The sequence below is a fragment of the Paractinoplanes lichenicola genome, from assembly GCF_016785085.1.
In the GTDB taxonomy this organism is placed as follows: domain Bacteria; phylum Actinomycetota; class Actinomycetes; order Mycobacteriales; family Micromonosporaceae; genus Actinoplanes; species Actinoplanes lichenicola.
In genome coordinates, this window is the sequence record NZ_JAENHO010000003.1 from 751,656 (window position 1) to 768,570 (window position 16,915).

Here is a 16,915-nt window from a genome sequence, read left to right on the forward strand (position 1 = left end):
CGCGAGTCTAATTCGCTTGTTACCGGCGAGTCATCAACTGATTTGGCTCACGTCAAGCGGCTCGTGACCGGCCTCACCCGTACGCTTGTGAATGTGAGCCCTCGCCGTAACCACTCCCGCCGCCGCGACGCCGGGGTGACGCCGCCGCCGGAGCTGACCGACGAGCGGGTCCGCAAGGGCATCGAGGGCGTTCAGCAGTGGCAGGACGGCGAGTGGATGGTCCGCTCGATCTTCGGCGGGGCCGCCGTGAAGACGTACAAGTGCCCGGGGTGCATGCAGGAGATCCGTCCCGGCGTGGCCCACGTGGTGGCGTGGCCGGTCGACGGCAGCGGCGACCTGACCGACCGCCGGCACTGGCACACCGGCTGCTGGCGGGCGCGCGACCGGCGCGGCCCCGGCATCGAGCGCTCGCGCAACGCACCTCGCTACGGGTAGTAGAGGATCTTTCCTATGAGCAACCCCATCCGAGCCAACTCGATCCTGCCCGCCCACCGGGAGGACATCGAGCTGGAGACGGCCGACGGCCTCACCCTCGTCGGCGAGCTGGCCCGCCCGCTCGACCGCGACCCGGTGGCCACGCTGGTCTGCCTGCACCCGCTGCCCACCCACGGCGGCATGATGGACAGCCACGTCTTCCGCAAGGCGGCGTGGCGGCTGCCCGCGCTGGCCGGGCTGGCCGTGCTCCGCTTCAACACCCGCGGCACGTCCAGCGTGCGCGGCACCAGCGAGGGCACGTTCTCGGCCGGGGCCGACGAGAAGTTCGACGTGGCCGCCGCGATCGAATACGCCGAGTTCGCCGACCTGCCGAACATCTGGCTGCTGGGCTGGTCGTTCGGCACCGACCTGACGCTCATGCACGGGCTCGACCCGGCGGTGGCGGGCGCGATCCTGCTCTCGCCGCCCCTGCGCTATTCGCAGCCCGAGCACCTCAAGGAGTGGGCCGCCGACGGCAAGCCGCTGACCGCGATCGTCCCCGAGTTCGACGACTACCTGCGCCCGGCCGAGGCCACCGAGCGGTTCGCCGCCGTGCCGCACGCCGAGGTGCTGCCGATTCCGGGCGGCAAGCACCTGTGGGTCGGCGACGCCGAGAAGGTGCTCGACGAGGTGGTCAAGCGGGTCGCGCCGGGCGTCGAGATCCCGCTGCCCCGCACGTGGGACGGTCCGATGGAGACGGGCGACATGAACGCCTACGCGGACCGGACGACCGCGGCGTTCAGCGACGTGCCGATGCCTACTTCGCCTCCTGGCTCGGAATGACCACCTCGCGCATGATCAGCTGGATGGCGGCCACCATCGGGATCGCCACCAGCGCACCCACCACGCCGAAGAGCGCCACACCGAGCAGGGCCGCGACCACGGCGGCGACGTCGCTGACCTTCACCGAGCGGCGCATCACGTTCGGATAGATCAGGTAGTTCTCGATCTGCTGATAGAGCAGGAAGAAGACGGCGCAGACGATGCCGTCGGTCAGCGACGAGGCGAACCCGACCAGGCTCACGATCACCGCTCCCAGCGTGGCGCCGATCTGCGGGATCAGGTCGGTCACGGCGACGACCACGGCCAGGGCGAACGGGTAGGCCAGGCCGAGGATCACGGCCAGCAGCCAGGTGCTCGCGCCGGCCAGCACGGCGATCGAGATCGCGCCGACCATGTACGCCCCGACCTTGGTCAGGATCTCGTCGGTCAGCAGCCGTACGCGGACCCGGCGGGACGCCGGCACGAGCGAGTAGCCCGTCTCGCGGATGCGGTCGAACGAGGCCATGAAGTAGATCGTCAGCACCAGCACGGTCAGCAGGTTGAAGATCGTGCCCGCGAGTACCCGGCCCACGCCGACCACCCCGCCGACCGCGCCGCCCACCGTGCCCGGGTTGAGCGCGCTGGTCACCCGGTTGAGGATGTCGTAGCGCTGGACCAGGTCGTTGATCGTCTCGTTGCGCTGCAGGCTCTGGATGTATTCCGGCACGTTCTCGATGAGTTGGGTGGTCTGGCTGACCAGCGGCGGGATCAGCGCGACGATGCCGCCCGCGAGCAGCGCCACCACCGACAGCGCGACGATCGCCACGGCCAGCCCGCGCGGCACACCCCAGCTGCGCAGCCGGACGACCGCGGGGTTGAGCCCAATCGCCAGGAAGAGCGCGATGAAGATCAGGACGAGGATGCCCGACGCGTTGGCCAGGCCGCCGTAGATCGCGTACGCCAGGAGGGCGCCCAGTCCGCCCAGCAGGCCGATCATGAACGGGTTGCGGCGGTCGAGCGGCGGGCCGGGCCGGCCGAAGCGCCCGGCGAGGTGCTCCTCGGCCTCCGGTTCCAGCGGCTCGTCGTCGCGCGGGGTCTCGTCGTCTTCCGTGGCCACCCGGATCCTCCACACTGGTGGGTGAGCCGGAATCGCTCGCGCCGGCCGCACAGTCTCGGCGGAGACGTTAATCCTGCGGGGTCGGCGCCGCCACCCGGCCCGCCGCGCGCGTGACGCGGGGCTCAGGGCGACGGCGGACGATCACTCGGCGTCGGCGCCCACCCGCGACGTGGGCGGCACGGTGACCTTGGCCGACGCGGTGACCTTGCCGCCGGCGGCCGCGGGCTTGACCGCCGCGTGCTGACCGGCAGGCTTGTCGGCGGCGTGCTGCCCCGTGGGCTTGTCGGCGGCGTGCTGGCCTGTGGCTTGGTCGGCGGCCGGCGGCTCTTCGGGCTCCTCCGGCGAGTTGGCCGCGGCCAGCACGGCCGCGGCGGCCAGCTCGGCCACCCGCTTCGCTTCCTTCTGCACCTGGCGGCGGACGTCGGCGGCGTGCCGCTCGGCCGCCTCGCCGGCCCGCTGGGCCTCGGCCACCCGCTTCTTCTCCGCCTCGAGCTCGGTGCGCGCCTCGGCCAGCCGCTTGTGCACCTGCTCGGCCTCGTCGGTGCCGGCCCGCGCGCGCTCCTGGGCCGTGGCCAGCTCGCGCTCGGCGTCGGCGACCTTGGCCCGGGCGGTCTCGAGCTCGCGACCGGCCTCGGCGATCTTCTCCTGCTGGGCCGCGATCTCGTTGCGGACCGCGGTGGCCTGCTCGTCGGAGCGGCGCAGGACCTCCTCGGCGTACTTGTCGGCCTCGCTGCGCAAGTCGGCGCACTGCTTCTCGACACCCGCGCGCATCTGGGCCAGCTCCTGCGTGAGCGCCTGACGCTTCTGGGCCATCTCCTGCTCGAAGGCGCCGCGCTGCTCGCCGGCCTCGCGCTCGGCCGCGGTGCGCAGGGCGGTGATCTCCTGCTGGTTCTTCTCCCGCAGCGCCTTGATCTCCTGCTCGGCCTGCATGCGGGTGGACTGGGCGTAGCCGTCGGCCTCGGCCCGGGTGCGGTGGCCGGCCTGCGCGGCCTGGTCGGTGTGCTGCTGGGCCTCGGCGCGGGCCCGGGTCAGCACTGTCTCGGCCTCGGTGCGCATCTGCTCGGCGGACTGCCGGGCCGCGGCCAGCGCCTTCTCGGAGGCGGCGCGCTTGGCCGCGTCGGCCCGCTCCTCCTCGGCGCGGCGGGCGGCCAGGGCGATCTCGAAGTCGCGGATGCCGTTGTGCGCGTGGGCCTCGGCCTCGGCCCGCACCCGCTCGGCCTCGGCCAGGCGGGCCGCGATGTCGTCGGTGGCCGACGCCTTGATCGCCTCGGCCTGCTCCTCGGCGATCGTAAGGATCTGCTCGACCCGCGGGCCGAGGTGGCGGAAGGAGACCTCGGGGCCCGGCCCGACCTGCTTGCGGGCCTGCACGATCTCCTGCTGCAGCCGCTCGATCTGCGCGTTCATCGCCTGCATCTGCGAATAGGCCTGCTCGCGCTCGGCCGCCAGCGCGGCGATCTCGTTCTCGGCGCGGGCGACGTACCGCTCGACCTGCTTCTTCTCATAGCCCCGAAGGGCGATGTCGAAGCTGGGTTCGGTGGCCGCGTCTCCGCCGAGACCAAGAATTTCACCGCCGTGCGACATGCTTCCCATCCTCACATACGCAACGTCCGCCCTCGGGGGGATACACACCGTCCCGGGGGGAGTATGCGTCTAGTTGTGATATGTCTGACCCGGCTTGCGACTTTCGCAGAAGCAAGGCTATGCGCGAAAACGAGCCGGGCCGTATCGGAGAAACTCCGATACGGCCCGCATCGATGCTCACTCAACGACCGGGCGACCCATACGGTCGCGCACCGCGAGGGTGCCCGCAACCGCAGGGGGCCCGGCCGGAGAAATCAGGAGTTCGTCTTCGCCGCCACCGGCTTGTCGGCCTCGGGACCGCTCGGCCGGGGGCCCTCGGTGGCGCGCTGAGCGGGCGCCGCCTCGGCCGCCTTGGCCACCGCCTCGGCCGCCTTGGCCGGGCCGACCCCGGGCACCAGGCCGGAGAGGCCGGAGAGCATCTGACCGAGCTGGTTGGTGACCGCGTCCTTCTGGCGGGTCAGATCCTCCACCTCGCGCTTGGCGGCCTGCGTGGTCAGCTCGGCCTCGGTGCGGGCCTCGCTGAGCAGGCGCTGCGCCTCGGAGCGGGCCTCGCTGACGTTCTTCTCGGCCAGGGCGCGCGCCTTGTCGGTGGTCTCGGCGGCGTTGCGCTCCGACTCGATGCGGCGCTGCTCGGCCCGCTGCGAGATCTCCTTGGACCGGTCTTCGGCGGCGCGGGCGCGCTCCTCGGCCTCGGCCACCATCTTCTGCGTGGCGCTGACCTGGGCGGCGTGCCGCTGCGACTCCTCGCGCTCGGCCTTCTCGCGGCGCTCGGCGATCTCGAGCGCCAGGGCCTGCAGGTCCTTGTCGCGCTTGTCGCGGGCGTCGGTCAGCAGCTTCGTCGCCTCGGCGCGCTTCTCCTCCGCCTCGCGTGACGACTTGGCCCGCAGCTGGGTGATCTCGCGCTCGGCCGTGGCGCGCAGCGAGGCCACCTCGCGCTCGACGGTCGACTTGAGCTCGGCCACCTCGTGCGCCGTGACCGTGCGCAGCTGCTTGGTCTCGCGGTCGGCGTCGGAGCGCAGCGTGTCGGCCTCGCGGCGGGCCTGCACCCGGGCCTCGGCCGCCTCGCGCTCGGCGTGGGTGCGCACCTGGCCGGCCTCGCGCTCGGCGGTGGCCTTCATCGCGGCCGCCTCGGCGCGGGCCTTGTCGGTGATCTCCCGAGCCTCCAGGCGGGCGGCGGAGAGGATGCCCTCGGACTCTCGCTTCGCCTCGCTCCGGTGATCGTTCGCCTGTTCCTCGGCCAGCCGCAGGATCTGCTCGACCCGGGTGCCCAGCCCGGAGAGCGTCGGCCGGTTGTTCTCCTCGAGCAGCTTGTTGCTGTCGGCGAGCTTCTGCTCGACCGCGTTGAGCCGCTGCTCGGCCTGGCGCAGCCGGCGCTGCGCGTCGTTCATCCGCTGTTCGGCCTCGCCCTGGGCCTGCGACGATTGGTTGAGCGCGGCGACGAGGCGGCCGAGGTGGGCGTCCACCTGCCCGCGGTCGTATCCGCGGAGCACAACGGTGAAGTCGTGCTGAGAATTCGCGGAGTCGAAAAATGCCAAATTCTGATCCTGCTGCTGGGGCATTGGGCCATCCTGGCGAAGACGCACGAGCCACGCAAGAGCGGAACGGCTACGGAAAAGACACGTAGATCAGCTTTGAGCTGGCCCGTAGTGAGCGGCTCCACCGTTCGGCCGGACGAACGTCACCCGCCCGGCGGCCGGGGTCCGTCGCGGTGTCACCTGCTGTATCCGGGGTCGCCGCGATGATCGTCGGGAGAGGACCGCGGCCGCGGCCCTCTATGCCCCGAGATCCTGCCAGGCCGGGAAGGCCACGTCAGGATGATTCATCCTTAAGGGGTACGAAATCAGGCAGGCTCCACCAACTCCACCAGAACGCCCCCGGCGTCCTTGGGGTGGACGAAGTTGATTTTGGAGCCGGCCGTGCCGCGGCGCGGGGTGTCATAGAGCAGGCGCAGCCCGCGGGCCCGCAGCGCCGCCGAGGTGGCCTCGACATCGGCCACTGTGTAGGCCAGCTGCTGCATGCCGGGGCCGCTGCGGTCGAGGAACTTGGCGATCGCCGAGTCGGGCCGGGCCGGGGCGAGCAACTGAAGGCGGGGACCGTCGTCGTCGCCGATCGCGAGCATCGCTTCCCGTACGCCTTGCTCCTCGTTCGTCTCTTCGTGCACGCAGCGCATGCCGAAGGTCTCGGCGTAGAAGCGCACGGCCTCGTCAAGATCCGGTACGGCGACCCCTACGTGATCTATCCGTAGAGGCGCGACCTCGCCGGATGTGACATTCTCAGACTCGGCGGCGCTAGGTGAAGGCTGGGTCATCCTATTAGTCTTGCCTAAACGGCCGTTAAGGCCAACGGGGCGTCCCCCCTCAAGACACCCCTGAGTCCGCCCGGCAGATCGGAATCCAACCGTGACCAGCTCGGTGATCGTGAGCGGCGCCCGTACCCCGATGGGCCGCCTGCTCGGCAACCTCAAGAACGTGCCGGCCACGACGCTCGGCGGCTACGCCATCGAGGCCGCCCTCTCGCGCGGCGGCCTCCGCCCCGACCAGGTGCAGTACGTCATCATGGGCCAGGTGCTGCAGGCCGGCGCCGGTCAGATCACCGCCCGCCAGGCCGCGGTCGCCGCGGGCATCCCGATGAGCACCCCGGCCCTGACCGTCAACAAGGTGTGCCTCTCCGGGCTCGACGCGATCGCGCTGGCCGACCAGCTCATCCGGTGCGGCGAGTTCGACGTGATCGTGGCGGGCGGCATGGAGTCGATGACCAACGCGCCGCACCTGCTGATGACCCAGCGGCAGGGCGTCAAGTTCGGCGACGTGCTGGTGCGCGACCACACGGCGTACGACGGGCTGATCGACCCGTGGGACGGCACCTCGATGGGCGAGTCCACCGAGCGCAGCGGCGTGCACCTCGGCATCACCCGCGCCGAGCAGGACGCGTTCGCGGCCCAGAGCCACCGGCGGGCGGCCGCCGCGCAGCGCGAGGGCCGGTTCGCCGAGGAGATCGTGCCGATCAAGTCGGGCCAGCGCGAGGAGGATCCGGTCGTCGACGTCGACGAGGGCGTCCGGCCCGACGCGACGGCCGAGTCGCTGTCGAAGCTGCGGCCCGCGTTCACCCCGGGCGGCACGATCACCGCGGGCAGCTCGTCGCCCATCTCGGACGGTGCGGCCGCGGTCGTGGTGATGAACAAGGCCAAGGCCGAGGCGCTCGGGCTGCGCTGGCTGGCCGAGATCACCGCGCACGGCAACGTGGCCGGCCCCGACAACTCGCTGCAGTCGCAGCCGGCCAACGCCATCAAGCACGCGCTCGACAAGGCCGGGCTGACCGTCGACGACCTCGACCTGATCGAGATGAACGAGGCGTTCGCCCAGGTCGTGCTGCAGTCGATGCGCGAGCTCAAGGTCGACGAGGAGATGGTCAACGTCAACGGCGGGGCCATCGCGCTGGGTCACCCGATCGGCATGTCGGGCGCCCGGCTGGTGCTGACGCTCGCCCTCGAGCTGCGTCGCCGCGGCGGCCTCTACGGCGCGGCGGGGCTGTGCGGCGGTGGCGGGCAGGGTGACGCGCTGATCATCAAGGCTGCCTCGGCGTGAGCCGTTCGCACGACGTCCCGACGCTGGTGGAGAAGGCGCGGGACGGGGATGCGCGGTCGGTGGCCCGGCTGATCAGCCTGGTCGAGAACGGCGACCCGGCGCTGCCCGAGGTGGCCGCGGCCCTCGCCCCGTACGGGGGAAGGGCCCAGGTGATCGGTCTGACCGGCTCACCCGGCGTGGGCAAGTCGACGACCACCAACGAGCTCGTACGCTCCCTGCGCGCCCGGGACAAGCGGGTCGGGGTGCTCGCGGTCGACCCGTCGAGCCCGTTCAGCGGCGGCGCGATCCTCGGCGACCGCATCCGCATGCAGGACCACACCACCGATCCGGGCGTCTACATCCGGTCCATGTCGAGCCGGGGGCAGCTGGGCGGTCTCGCGGCGGCCACACCCCAGGCCGTACGGGTGCTGGAAGGGGCCGGCTGCGACGTGATCCTGGTCGAGACCGTCGGCGTCGGGCAGGCCGAGGTCGAGATCGCCTCGCTCGCCGACACGACGCTGGTGCTGCTCGCCCCGGGCATGGGCGACGCGATCCAGGCGGTCAAGGCGGGCGTGCTCGAGGTGGCCGACGTCTTCGTGATCAACAAGGCCGACCGGCCCGGCGCCGACGCCACCTACCGCGACATCCAGGGCATGCTCGGGCTGGGCGAGCGCGCGCCGGGCGACTGGCGGCCGGCGGTCGTGCGGGCCACCGCGGTCAAGGCCGAGGGCATCGGCGACGTCACGGCGGCCATCGACAAGCATCGGGACTGGCTGGAGCAGACCGGTCACCTGGCCACGCGTCGCGAGCGCCGGGCCGCGGTCGAGGTCGAGGCGATCGCGCTCGGCGTGCTGCGGGCCCGGATCGGCGACCTGCGCCAGGGCACGGCGCTGAGCACGCTCGCGGCCGGGGTGGCCAACGGCGAGATCGACCCGTACGCCGCCGCCGACGAGCTCATCAAGGGCCTCTAGCCGAACTCCTCGAGCGTGTCCTGGATGAGCTGCAGGTTCCAGGTCAGCGTGCCGTCGGTCAGATCCTGCACGACCCCGCGGAGCCAGGTGATCTCGGCCGTGAGCAGGGCCGCGCGGTATTCGTCCTCGATCAGGAAGAGCCGGGGCAGGCCCGCGGGCGCGGCCTCGTGGATGGCGGCGACCTTGGCCGTCAGCGCCTCGACGCGCTGCGCGAGCAGATCCCGTACGTGCTCGGGGTTTATCAACGCGAGGAAGGCGAGCGCGGCCGGGAACTCGGGGAACTCCCGGGCCGGCACGGTCAGCGCCTCGGCCAGCCAGCGCCGCATCGTGGCCGCGCCCGCGTCGGTGATCTCGTAGATCGTGCGCTCGGGCCGGCCGGCCTCGCGAGTCGTGCCGCCCGGGCGGGCCAGGCCGTCCCGCACGAGCCGGTCGAGCGCCTGATAGACGCTGTTGCGCTGGGCCACGTTGACGATCTGGTCCTGGCCGCGCTCTTTGATCATCTGCTGCATCCGATACGGGTGCATGGGCGCCTCGGTGAGCAGCGCCAGCAGCAGCATGCCCAGATTCGATCGGCGCGGTTCGGTTGCCACTGATCAAGCCTAAAGGGTTGACGGCTCTTAGTCATGAGATGGATAGTCATTACATGACTAAGCCAGTTGCCCTGATCGCCGGCGGGGGCATCGCCGGCACCGTCGCCGCGCTCGCCCTGCACCGGGCGGGCTGGGCGCCCCACGTCTTCGAGGCCCGCCCCGCGGATGCCGACGAGCGGGGCGCGTTCCTGACCGTGGCCGTCAACGGCCTGACCGCCCTGCGCGCCCTCGACCTCGATCCGTCCGTGGTGCTCGCCGCGGGCTTCCCGACCCCCACGCTGACCATGAGCAACGGCGCCGGGCGCCACCTGGGCGTGCTCCCGCTCGGCGGTCCCACGCCCGACGGCACGACCACGACCACGATCCGGCGCGTGGACCTCTATGCGGCGCTGCGCTCGGCCGCCGTGGCGAGGGGCATTCCGCTCTCGTACGGGAAAGGTCTGCGCGACTTCACCGAGGGGCCGGGAGGGGTGAGCGTCACCCTGACCGACGGCTCCACCGCCGAGGGCGCGCTGCTGGTGGGGGCGGACGGCATCCGATCCCGTACGCGGGAACTGCTCGACCCCGGCGGCCCGGCGCCCTCCTACCTGGGGTTGCTCAACGCGGGCGGGTTCACGACGGGGCCGGTCGACGGGGTCGCCCTGGAGCCGGGCATGGTGCACATGGCCTTCGGGCGGCGCGCCTTCTTCGGCTGGACCGCGGCGCCGGACGGCTCGGTCTGGTGGTTCGCCAACCCGCCCAGCAAGCAGCCGGTGCGTCCCGGTTCGTATCCCGGCTCCGCCTGGCGCGACTTCTTGATCGACTTGTTCGCCGCCGACGCCTTCCCGGCCGCGGCGATCATCCGGGCCACGCCCGAGGTGCTGGGACCGTGGAACACCGACGACCTTCCCCGCGTACGGGTGTGGCACTCGAACCGGGCGGTGCTGATCGGTGACGCGGCGCACGCCGTCGCGCCCTCGTCCGGGCAGGGCGCGTCGATGGCCTTCGAGGACGCGGTGACACTCGGGCTGTGCCTGCCGGCGGGTTCTCCCGTCGCTGACGGGCTGGCCGCCTACGAGCAGCGCCGCCGGCGCCGGGTCGAACGCGTGGTGGCCGTCGGCCGGCGCAACGGCAGCGGCAAGACGGCCGGACCGGTCGGGGCGGCGATCCGGGACGCGATGTTCCCGCTCGTCATGAAGGTCCTCTATCGCAAGGGCAACCCGCAGGCGTGGATCCTCGACCACCGGGTCGCTTGAGAGTTTTTCGGTCACTTTCGGTAAGCATTCGGGTGACCACCCATACCGACGTTGACCCGATCGGCAACCGCCTCGCAACGCCCTAAGCTGGGACTACGTCGTCGTCAGGAAGGAGGGACGTCATGGTCAACCCGGTCACGTTCCCCCGATCGGCCGGCACCACGGCCACCTATCTTCACCCTCTGTTGCAGTCGACGGTGCTGCAGTCGACAGTCCTCGCAGCCGCGGCGAAGCCCGTTGAGGCCGCCCCGAGCGTGACGCAGGTGCGCGAACCCGCCGTGCCCGCGGTGACCGCCGTGCAGCCCACCGCCGCCTACGCGGAGAACCTGGCCCGCGACGCCGCCACCGCCGTCCGCGCGGCCACGGTCACCGCCAAGACCACCCGCCGCAGCGACCAGGCGGCCGACGACGACGCGTTCGCCGAACTGGCCCGCCAGGCCTCCCTGGACCGCGCGTCGTCCCAGGTCGGCATGCTCCTGACCCGAGCCGCGGCCGAACGCCGGGTCGCCGTCACATCGGGCCTGCCCGCCGCCCGCCTGGCCCAGCTCGACACCACCACGTCGCGCCTCTACCACGCCCTGGACGTCCTCGTCTGACGCCCGCTCCGTCCCGGCCTTGTCGCGCGCTGGACGCCTTCGTCTGACGCCCGCTCCGTCCCGGCTGTCTCACGCGCTGGACGCTCTCGTCCGAGCTCGTGCCCCCGGCTCGGCTTTGTCACGCGCCGGACGTCCTCGTCCGAGCTCGTGCCCCGGCCCGCGACGCCCACTCCGTGTCCTGTCACGGCGTGGGCGTCGTTTTTTGGGGGCCGACCCCGATGCTCCCTGTGGACAACTTCGTAGGCCCTCGCGCCGCCTGTGGACAGATCGCCCTGCCTGCTTGACATGGGTCTAGGTTCGCTTCCATCTCGATCTCGGCCTGGTATCTGAGCGTGGACGAGCGGAGCGTGATCGCTGACCAGCTTCGTGAAGGCGTCGCCCGGACGGCCATCGGCGCGGAGTTGGGCCGGCCCCGATGCACGATCAGCCGCGAGAGCGGGCGCCCTGTCCGTCCATACCGCCGAACGCCCGACCGCGGTCCCCGCCGAACTCAACGGACGCCTCGCGCGAACCCTCGACTGGGACACCCCTGCCGAACGCCTGGCTACACTCCGGCACGCCAGCTGGAAGCAGTGCTGCAACGACCCTGGAATCCGCCGCGGGTGGGGGTTAGGGCTTCAACCGCACCGTATGCGACGAATGATCTACTCCCGCCCCTTCACCGGCAGCCGGGACCGCGCCGATGCTCTGCCGCAATGGCTGCTTACCTACAACCGCCACCGCCCCCACACCGCGGCTCGGAGGCCATCAGTCGCGTCAATAACAGTGCTGGTCACTGCAGCTAGAGATGGCTGTGAGGGTGATCCGGGAAATGGTGGGAGGCGGGTGGCTGAACCACCCGCCACGGCCGGGGGTCGCGTAACGGCCCGGGCCACCCGCCGGCTTGCGAGGCGCGCCCGGGGCGGTCGTATTGCTTCTGTGGACGGTCACGACTCGTACGGGATGGGTCTTGTTCTTTTGGGATGTGACCGCGGGCGGGGCGATTGACCTTAGCGATCGTTCAGGAATGGCCCTAGGATGACACGCATGGATGCTGCCGACATCGCTGCGGGGCGGGAGCGCTGGCAGCGGCGCTACGATGCCGCGCGCAAGCGGGATGCTGACTTCACGACGCTCTCCGGGGCCACGGTCGAGCCGGTTTACGGCCCGCCCGCGGGGGCCGGCTATCCGGGGTTCGACCGCATCGGGTGGCCGGGCGAGTTCCCCTACACGCGTGGCCTCTATCCGACCGGTTATCGCGGGCGCACCTGGACGATCCGGCAGTTCGCCGGGTTCGGCAACGCGCGCCAGACCAACGAGCGCTACAAGATGATCCTGGCCGCCGGTGGGGGCGGGCTCAGTGTCGCGTTCGACATGCCGACGTTGATGGGGCGTGACTCCGACGACGAGCAGTCGGCCGGCGAGGTGGGGCACTGCGGCGTCGCGATCGACTCGGCGGCCGACATGGATGTGCTCTTCGACGGCATCGACCTCGAGAAGACCACGACCAGCATGACGATCTCGGGGCCGGCGGTGCCGATCTTCTGCATGTATCTGGTGGCCGCCGAGCGGCAGGGCGCCGACATCCACCGGCTCGACGGCACGCTGCAGACCGACATCTTCAAGGAATACATCGCGCAGAAGGAGTGGCTCTTCCAGCCGGAGCCGCACCTGCGCCTGATCGGCGACCTGATGGAATACTGCGCCCGCGAGATCCCGCGCTACAAGCCGTTGTCGGTCAGTGGCTATCACATCCGCGAGGCCGGCTCGACCGCCGCGCAAGAGCTGGCGTACACGTTGGCCGACGGCTTCGGCTACGTCGAGCTGGGGCTCAGCCGGGGGCTCGACGTCAACCAGTTCGCGCCGGGGCTCAGCTTCTTCTTCGACGCGCACATCGACTTCTTCGAGGAGATCGCCAAGTTCCGGGCCGCGCGGCGCATCTGGGCCCGGCACCTGCGCGACGACTACGGCGCCACCAGCGAGAAGGCGTTGTGGCTGAAGTTCCACACGCAGACGGCCGGCGTCTCCCTCACGGCTCAGCAACCAGTCAACAACGTCGTCCGTACGGCGGTGGAGGCGCTCGCGGCCGTCCTGGGCGGGACGAACTCGCTGCACACCAACGCGCTCGACGAGACGCTGGCGCTGCCCACCGACGAGTCGGCCGAGATCGCCCTGCGCACCCAGCAGGTGATCATGGAGGAGACCGGCGTGGTCAACGTGGCCGACCCGCTCGGCGGCTCGTGGTATCTGGAGGAGCTGACCGACCGGATCGAGGCCGAGGCGGAGGAGATCTTCGCGCGCATCCGGGAGCTGGGCGAGGACGGCAGCATCACGGCCGGCATCCTGCGCGGCATCGAGGACGGCTGGTTCACGGCCCACATCGCCGACTCGGCCTTCGTCTATCAGCAGGCCGTCGAGAAGGGCGAGAAGCGTACGGTCGGCGTCAACGCGCACACCGGCACGGTGGCCAAGGAGCTGGAGATCCTGCGGGTGTCGCACGAGGTCGAGATCGAGCAGAATCGCGCGCTCGGGTCCCGGCGGTCAGAGCGCGACCCCGTACGGGTCAAGGCCGCCCTCGACCGCATGGTGGAGGTCGCCCGCACCGGGGCGAACATGATCCCCGCCATGCTGGAGGCCGCGCGGGCCGAGGCGACCCTCGGCGAGATCTGCGGCGTGCTCAAGGACGAGTGGGGCATCTATCGGGAACCGGCCCGGTTCTAGCGCCTGCTTGATCGAATCGGACAAAAGCGGCGCGTGCCGGGCGGATCTTGCGCAACCGCCCGGCAGGGCCGAGGATCGGCGGAAACACGCTCCTGTGACGTCCGATATCGGCGCGGCGGAGCGCCTCGTCTGCGTGCGAGACTAGGTAACCATGAGCGACCCACGGACCACTCCGTCGATCTTCACCCGCGGCGCGGTCGATCTCAGCGCGCTGCGCGCCCCGGCTGCGTCCCCGGCCAAGAGCCCCGCCCCCGGCAGCGCGGCTCCGCACGAGAGCCACGACGGCCCGTCCGGCACCATCCCCGGCGGCCTGCCCGGTGGCGCCGGCCCCGAGACGATCATCGACGTCACCGAGGCCAACTTCCAGACCACCGTCCTCGAGCGGTCCCTGAGCACCCCCGTCATCCTCGACTTCTGGGCCGACTGGTGCGAGCCCTGCAAGCAGCTGTCGCCGATCCTCGAGCGGCTGGCCCAGGCGGGCGGCGGCTCCTGGGTGCTCGGCAAGGTCGATGTGGACGCCAACCCGCGCCTGGCCCAGGCGCTGCGGGTGCAGGGCATCCCGATGGTGGTCGCGGTGGTCAACGGCCAGCTGGTCGAGGGCTTCACCGGGGTGCTGCCCGAGTCCCAGATCAAGCAGTACGTCGACGCGGTGCTCAAGGCGGGCGGGGTCGCCGTCGAGGCGGCGGCCGACCCGCGGCTCGACGCGGCCGACGACGCGCTCATGGGTGGCGAGCTCGACGAGGCCGAGGCGGCCTACCGCAAGATCCTGGCCGAGCACCCGGCCGACGCGGCCGCCGAGTCCGGCCTGGCCCAGGTCGAGCTCTATCGCCGCATCTCCGGCGCCGACGCGGCCTCGGCCGTCGCCAAGGCCGACGCCGCGCCCGACGACATCGACGCCCAGCGGCTCGCCGCCGACGTCGAGGTGCTCAGCGGGGAGGCGGACAAGGCCTACGCTCGGCTCGTCGCGCTCGTCCGGCGCACCTCCGGAGACGACCGCGACGCCGTACGCAAGCACCTGCTGTCGCTGTTCAGCGTGGCCGGCCCCGACGATCCCGCGGTGGCCGGAGCCCGACGGGCCCTGGCCAGCGCCCTCTTCTAGCCAGGGAGCCGCTCCGTGCGCCGCATCGCCGTCCTTGACGCACCGTCCAATCTCGGTCTGCGCCCGCCGACCGCGACGTCGGTGCCGGGCTGCGCCAAGGCGCCCGGAGCCCTCCGCGACCACGGGCTGATCAGCAAGCTCGACGCCCGCGACGCCGGCTGCCTGACCCCGCCCCGATACGACGCGGGCGACTGGCGGCCGGGCGACGGCGTGGCCCACGCGGCCCAGATCGCGGCCTATTCGCGGCGGCTGGCCGACCGGATCGGCGGCATCCTCGACGCGGGCGAGTTCCCGGTCGTGCTGGGGGGCGACTGCTCGATCCTGCTCGGCTCCGGCCTGGCCATGAACAGGCTCGGCGAGTCGGTCGGCGGGCGCATCGGCCTGGTCTTCGTGGACGGGCACTCCGACTTCCGGCACCCGGGCAACGCGTCGTACGTGGGGGCGGCCGCGGGCGAGGATCTGGCGCTGGTCACCGGGCGCGGGCAGGCCGACCTGGCCGCGATCGAGGGCCGCCGGCCCTACTTCCGCGACGTCGACGTGGTCGTCATGGGCATCCGCGCGCAAGACGAATACCGCCTCGACCTGCAGGCGGCCGGCATCGTCACCCGGCCCGTGCCCGCGCTCCGGGCCGAGGGGGCCGCCCGCAGCGCGCAGTGGGCCCGCGACCAGCTGGTCGACTGCGCGGGCTACTGGGTGCACATGGATGTCGACGTGCTCGACCCCGCGGTGATGCCGGCGGTCGACGCCCCGTCGCCGGGCGGGATTGCCTTCCCCGAGCTCGAGATCCTGCTGGCCGGGCTGGTGGAGTCGCCGCACTGCATGGGCGTCGAGATCACGGTCTTCGACCCGGACTACGACACCGACGGGTCGTACGCGGCCGAGATCGTCAGCGCCATCACCGCCGGGCTGGCCAACGCCCACACCGTGACCCCGCGCCCCGACCTGGTCGCGGCCCGGGCCGACCTGAGCGAAGCAGCCCAGCCCGCGGAAGCCCCGGTGGCCGACGAGCCGGGGCGGCTGGGCCCGTCGGCGCCCCGCTTCGACCGGGCCGCGTCGCTGATCGCCGGCCTCGACCGCGCCGGCCTGAACCGAAACACGGAGTCGAGCGGGCCCGATCGCGCCGGGCTCAACCGGGCGACGGAGTCGAACGTTCCCGACCGCGGCGGGCTGAACAGCGATCTGGGCGGACTTAGGCGGGCCACGGAGTTGGGCGGGCTCAACCGCGGCGACAGCGGCGGCGGTGGGCTGAATCGTGACCTGGGCGGGCTGAATCGAGCTACCGACCTGGGCGGGCTCAACCGTGGTGAGGGCGGCGCAGCTGGGCTCATCCGGCCACGGTCGCCCAATCCCCGGGTGGGCCGGGCCGAGTCGTTGATAGCGGGACTCAACCGCGGCGGGTCGCAGGCCGGTGGGCTACGGCGTCCGGCCGCGACGCCCGATGACGAGCGCGAGCAGCGCCGAGCCGCGGCCGCCGCCGAGAGCGTCTCGCTGGCCGCCGCGGGCATGTCGGACGAGGTCGCCCTCCCCGCCACGACCCTGCTCGGGGTGGAGGAAGCCGCCGAGGTCGCGTTCGAGGAGGCCGAGCCTGACGCCGACGGCGTGGACGCCCCGGAGACCGACCTGGCCACGGAGGTCGCGGCGAGCTATCGGGTTGACCATGGCGAGTCCGTCGAGGACGGGGGTCAGACCGCGCCCGGTCACGACGACGACAGCGCCGCCGAAACGGCCCTCACGGATCACTGGACCGAGGCCGGCGCACCGGCGGGGGACGATGATCCGGTCGACGCCGCGCCGGCTGACGAGGTTGATGCCGATCCGGCGGCGGGCTGGATCGGGGACACGGATCTGACCGACGTCGCGCCGGCCGAGGAGATCGACGCCGACCCGGTGGACCACTGGGTCGAGGGCGCGGAGCCGGTCGAGAGCGACGCTCGTCCGGCAGAGCATTCGACCGAGGACACGCATCCGGGCGAGCCGGAAGAGATCGACGCGGATCCGGGCGCGACGGATGAGGCGGCTGAGGAGCACCGGGCCGAGGGTCGCGACGGTAACGAGCCGGACGAGGAGCCGGCGGCTCGGCTGGTGCCGCGGCCGCTCGGGCAGGCGCCGCTGCTCGACTCCGAGCCGCTGCCCGCCACCCGGCCCGGCATGCTGCGGCCCCGGGGCGCCGACGAGGGGCCGTTCTCGTTGCCGGCCCAGCGCCCCGCCTTCGACCTGGGCTCGGGCG

The 16,915-nt window shown here is 71.9% G+C and carries 14 protein-coding genes and 1 pseudogene; 10 read left to right on the forward strand and 5 right to left on the reverse strand.

All coding sequences use genetic code 11. The features are described 5' to 3' along the window. Positions 1–93 precede the first annotated feature (93 nt). Positions 94–435, forward strand: a complete 342-nt coding sequence (locus tag JKJ07_RS12685; RefSeq protein WP_438871391.1) for an Rv1322 family protein — start codon at positions 94–96, stop codon at positions 433–435. Positions 436–450: 15 nt separating this feature from the next. Continuing rightward, positions 451–1,257 (forward strand): alpha/beta hydrolase, encoded by an 807-nt coding sequence (locus JKJ07_RS12690; RefSeq protein WP_202991641.1) that lies wholly within the window; start codon positions 451–453, stop codon positions 1,255–1,257. Here the strand turns inward: JKJ07_RS12690 and JKJ07_RS12695 are convergent. The 4 genes from JKJ07_RS12695 to mce form a co-directional block, all read right to left on the reverse strand. Next, positions 1,232–2,353 carry an AI-2E family transporter gene (locus tag JKJ07_RS12695; RefSeq protein ID WP_438871392.1) on the reverse strand — a complete coding sequence of 374 codons (1,122 nt, stop codon included), beginning with the start codon at positions 2,351–2,353 and terminating at the stop codon, positions 1,232–1,234. The genes JKJ07_RS12690 and JKJ07_RS12695 overlap by 26 nt on opposite strands. 141 nt (positions 2,354–2,494) lie before the next feature. Next, positions 2,495–3,934 carry a Laminin subunit beta-1 gene (locus tag JKJ07_RS12700; RefSeq protein WP_202991642.1) on the reverse strand — a complete coding sequence of 480 codons (1,440 nt, stop codon included), beginning with the start codon at positions 3,932–3,934 and terminating at the stop codon, positions 2,495–2,497. A 254-nt stretch (positions 3,935–4,188) separates the two neighbouring features. Then, positions 4,189–5,493 (reverse strand): DivIVA domain-containing protein, encoded by a 1,305-nt coding sequence (locus JKJ07_RS12705; RefSeq protein ID WP_202991643.1) that lies wholly within the window; start codon positions 5,491–5,493, stop codon positions 4,189–4,191. Positions 5,494–5,774: 281 nt separating this feature from the next. Then, positions 5,775–6,242 (reverse strand): methylmalonyl-CoA epimerase, encoded by a 468-nt coding sequence (gene mce / locus JKJ07_RS12710; protein ID WP_202991644.1) that lies wholly within the window; start codon positions 6,240–6,242, stop codon positions 5,775–5,777. 91 nt (positions 6,243–6,333) lie between these two features. Between mce and JKJ07_RS12715 the strand changes: the two genes are divergently transcribed. Both JKJ07_RS12715 and meaB read left to right on the forward strand, forming a co-directional pair. Continuing rightward, positions 6,334–7,518 carry an acetyl-CoA C-acetyltransferase gene (locus tag JKJ07_RS12715; protein WP_202991645.1) on the forward strand — a complete coding sequence of 395 codons (1,185 nt, stop codon included), beginning with the start codon at positions 6,334–6,336 and terminating at the stop codon, positions 7,516–7,518. Beyond that, positions 7,515–8,468 carry a methylmalonyl Co-A mutase-associated GTPase MeaB gene (meaB, locus tag JKJ07_RS12720; protein ID WP_202991646.1) on the forward strand — a complete coding sequence of 318 codons (954 nt, stop codon included), beginning with the start codon at positions 7,515–7,517 and terminating at the stop codon, positions 8,466–8,468. The genes JKJ07_RS12715 and meaB overlap by 4 nt, the downstream gene beginning before the upstream one ends. Here meaB and JKJ07_RS12725 read toward each other — a convergent pair. Then, on the reverse strand, positions 8,465–9,058 hold the full coding sequence (locus JKJ07_RS12725; RefSeq protein ID WP_307834223.1) for a PadR family transcriptional regulator: 594 nt from the start codon (positions 9,056–9,058) through the stop codon (positions 8,465–8,467). The genes meaB and JKJ07_RS12725 overlap by 4 nt on opposite strands. 53 nt (positions 9,059–9,111) lie before the next feature. Here JKJ07_RS12725 and JKJ07_RS12730 point away from each other — a divergent pair, with 53 nt between their 5' ends. The 6 genes and pseudogenes from JKJ07_RS12730 to JKJ07_RS12755 form a co-directional block, all read left to right on the forward strand. Then, complete coding sequence (locus tag JKJ07_RS12730) at positions 9,112–10,293, forward strand: FAD-dependent oxidoreductase (RefSeq protein ID WP_202991647.1); 1,182 nt, start codon at positions 9,112–9,114, stop codon at positions 10,291–10,293. Positions 10,294–10,415: 122 nt separating this feature from the next. After that, complete coding sequence (locus tag JKJ07_RS12735; RefSeq protein WP_202991648.1) at positions 10,416–10,889, forward strand: hypothetical protein; 474 nt, start codon at positions 10,416–10,418, stop codon at positions 10,887–10,889. A gap of 332 nt (positions 10,890–11,221) precedes the next feature. Beyond that, positions 11,222–11,674, forward strand: coding sequence for a hypothetical protein (locus JKJ07_RS52215; protein WP_438871393.1), 453 nt, complete (start codon positions 11,222–11,224; stop codon positions 11,672–11,674). 241 nt (positions 11,675–11,915) lie between these two features. After that, positions 11,916–13,589, forward strand: coding sequence for a coenzyme B12-dependent isobutyryl-CoA mutase large subunit (gene icmA, locus JKJ07_RS12745; protein ID WP_202991650.1), 1,674 nt, complete (start codon positions 11,916–11,918; stop codon positions 13,587–13,589). 151 nt (positions 13,590–13,740) lie between these two features. Beyond that, complete coding sequence (locus JKJ07_RS12750; protein ID WP_202991651.1) at positions 13,741–14,688, forward strand: tetratricopeptide repeat protein; 948 nt, start codon at positions 13,741–13,743, stop codon at positions 14,686–14,688. A gap of 15 nt (positions 14,689–14,703) precedes the next feature. Further along, positions 14,704–15,597: pseudogene (locus JKJ07_RS12755) on the forward strand (arginase family protein); the annotation flags it as partial. Positions 15,598–16,915: the final 1,318 nt, after the last annotated feature.

Excerpts from the sequence above, each read along its gene's own strand:
- JKJ07_RS12730 (WP_202991647.1), top strand. The coding sequence starts at position 9,112 with ATGACTAAGCCAGTTGCCCTGATCGCCGGCGGGGGCATCGCCGGCACC.
- JKJ07_RS12700 (WP_202991642.1), bottom strand. The coding sequence starts at position 3,934 with ATGTCGCACGGCGGTGAAATTCTTGGTCTCGGCGGAGACGCGGCCACC.
- JKJ07_RS12705 (WP_202991643.1), bottom strand. The coding sequence starts at position 5,493 with ATGCCCCAGCAGCAGGATCAGAATTTGGCATTTTTCGACTCCGCGAAT.
- mce (WP_202991644.1), bottom strand. The coding sequence starts at position 6,242 with ATGACCCAGCCTTCACCTAGCGCCGCCGAGTCTGAGAATGTCACATCC.
- JKJ07_RS12690 (WP_202991641.1), top strand. The coding sequence starts at position 451 with ATGAGCAACCCCATCCGAGCCAACTCGATCCTGCCCGCCCACCGGGAG.
- JKJ07_RS12735 (WP_202991648.1), top strand. The coding sequence starts at position 10,416 with ATGGTCAACCCGGTCACGTTCCCCCGATCGGCCGGCACCACGGCCACC.
- icmA (WP_202991650.1), top strand. The coding sequence starts at position 11,916 with ATGGATGCTGCCGACATCGCTGCGGGGCGGGAGCGCTGGCAGCGGCGC.
- JKJ07_RS12750 (WP_202991651.1), top strand. The coding sequence starts at position 13,741 with ATGAGCGACCCACGGACCACTCCGTCGATCTTCACCCGCGGCGCGGTC.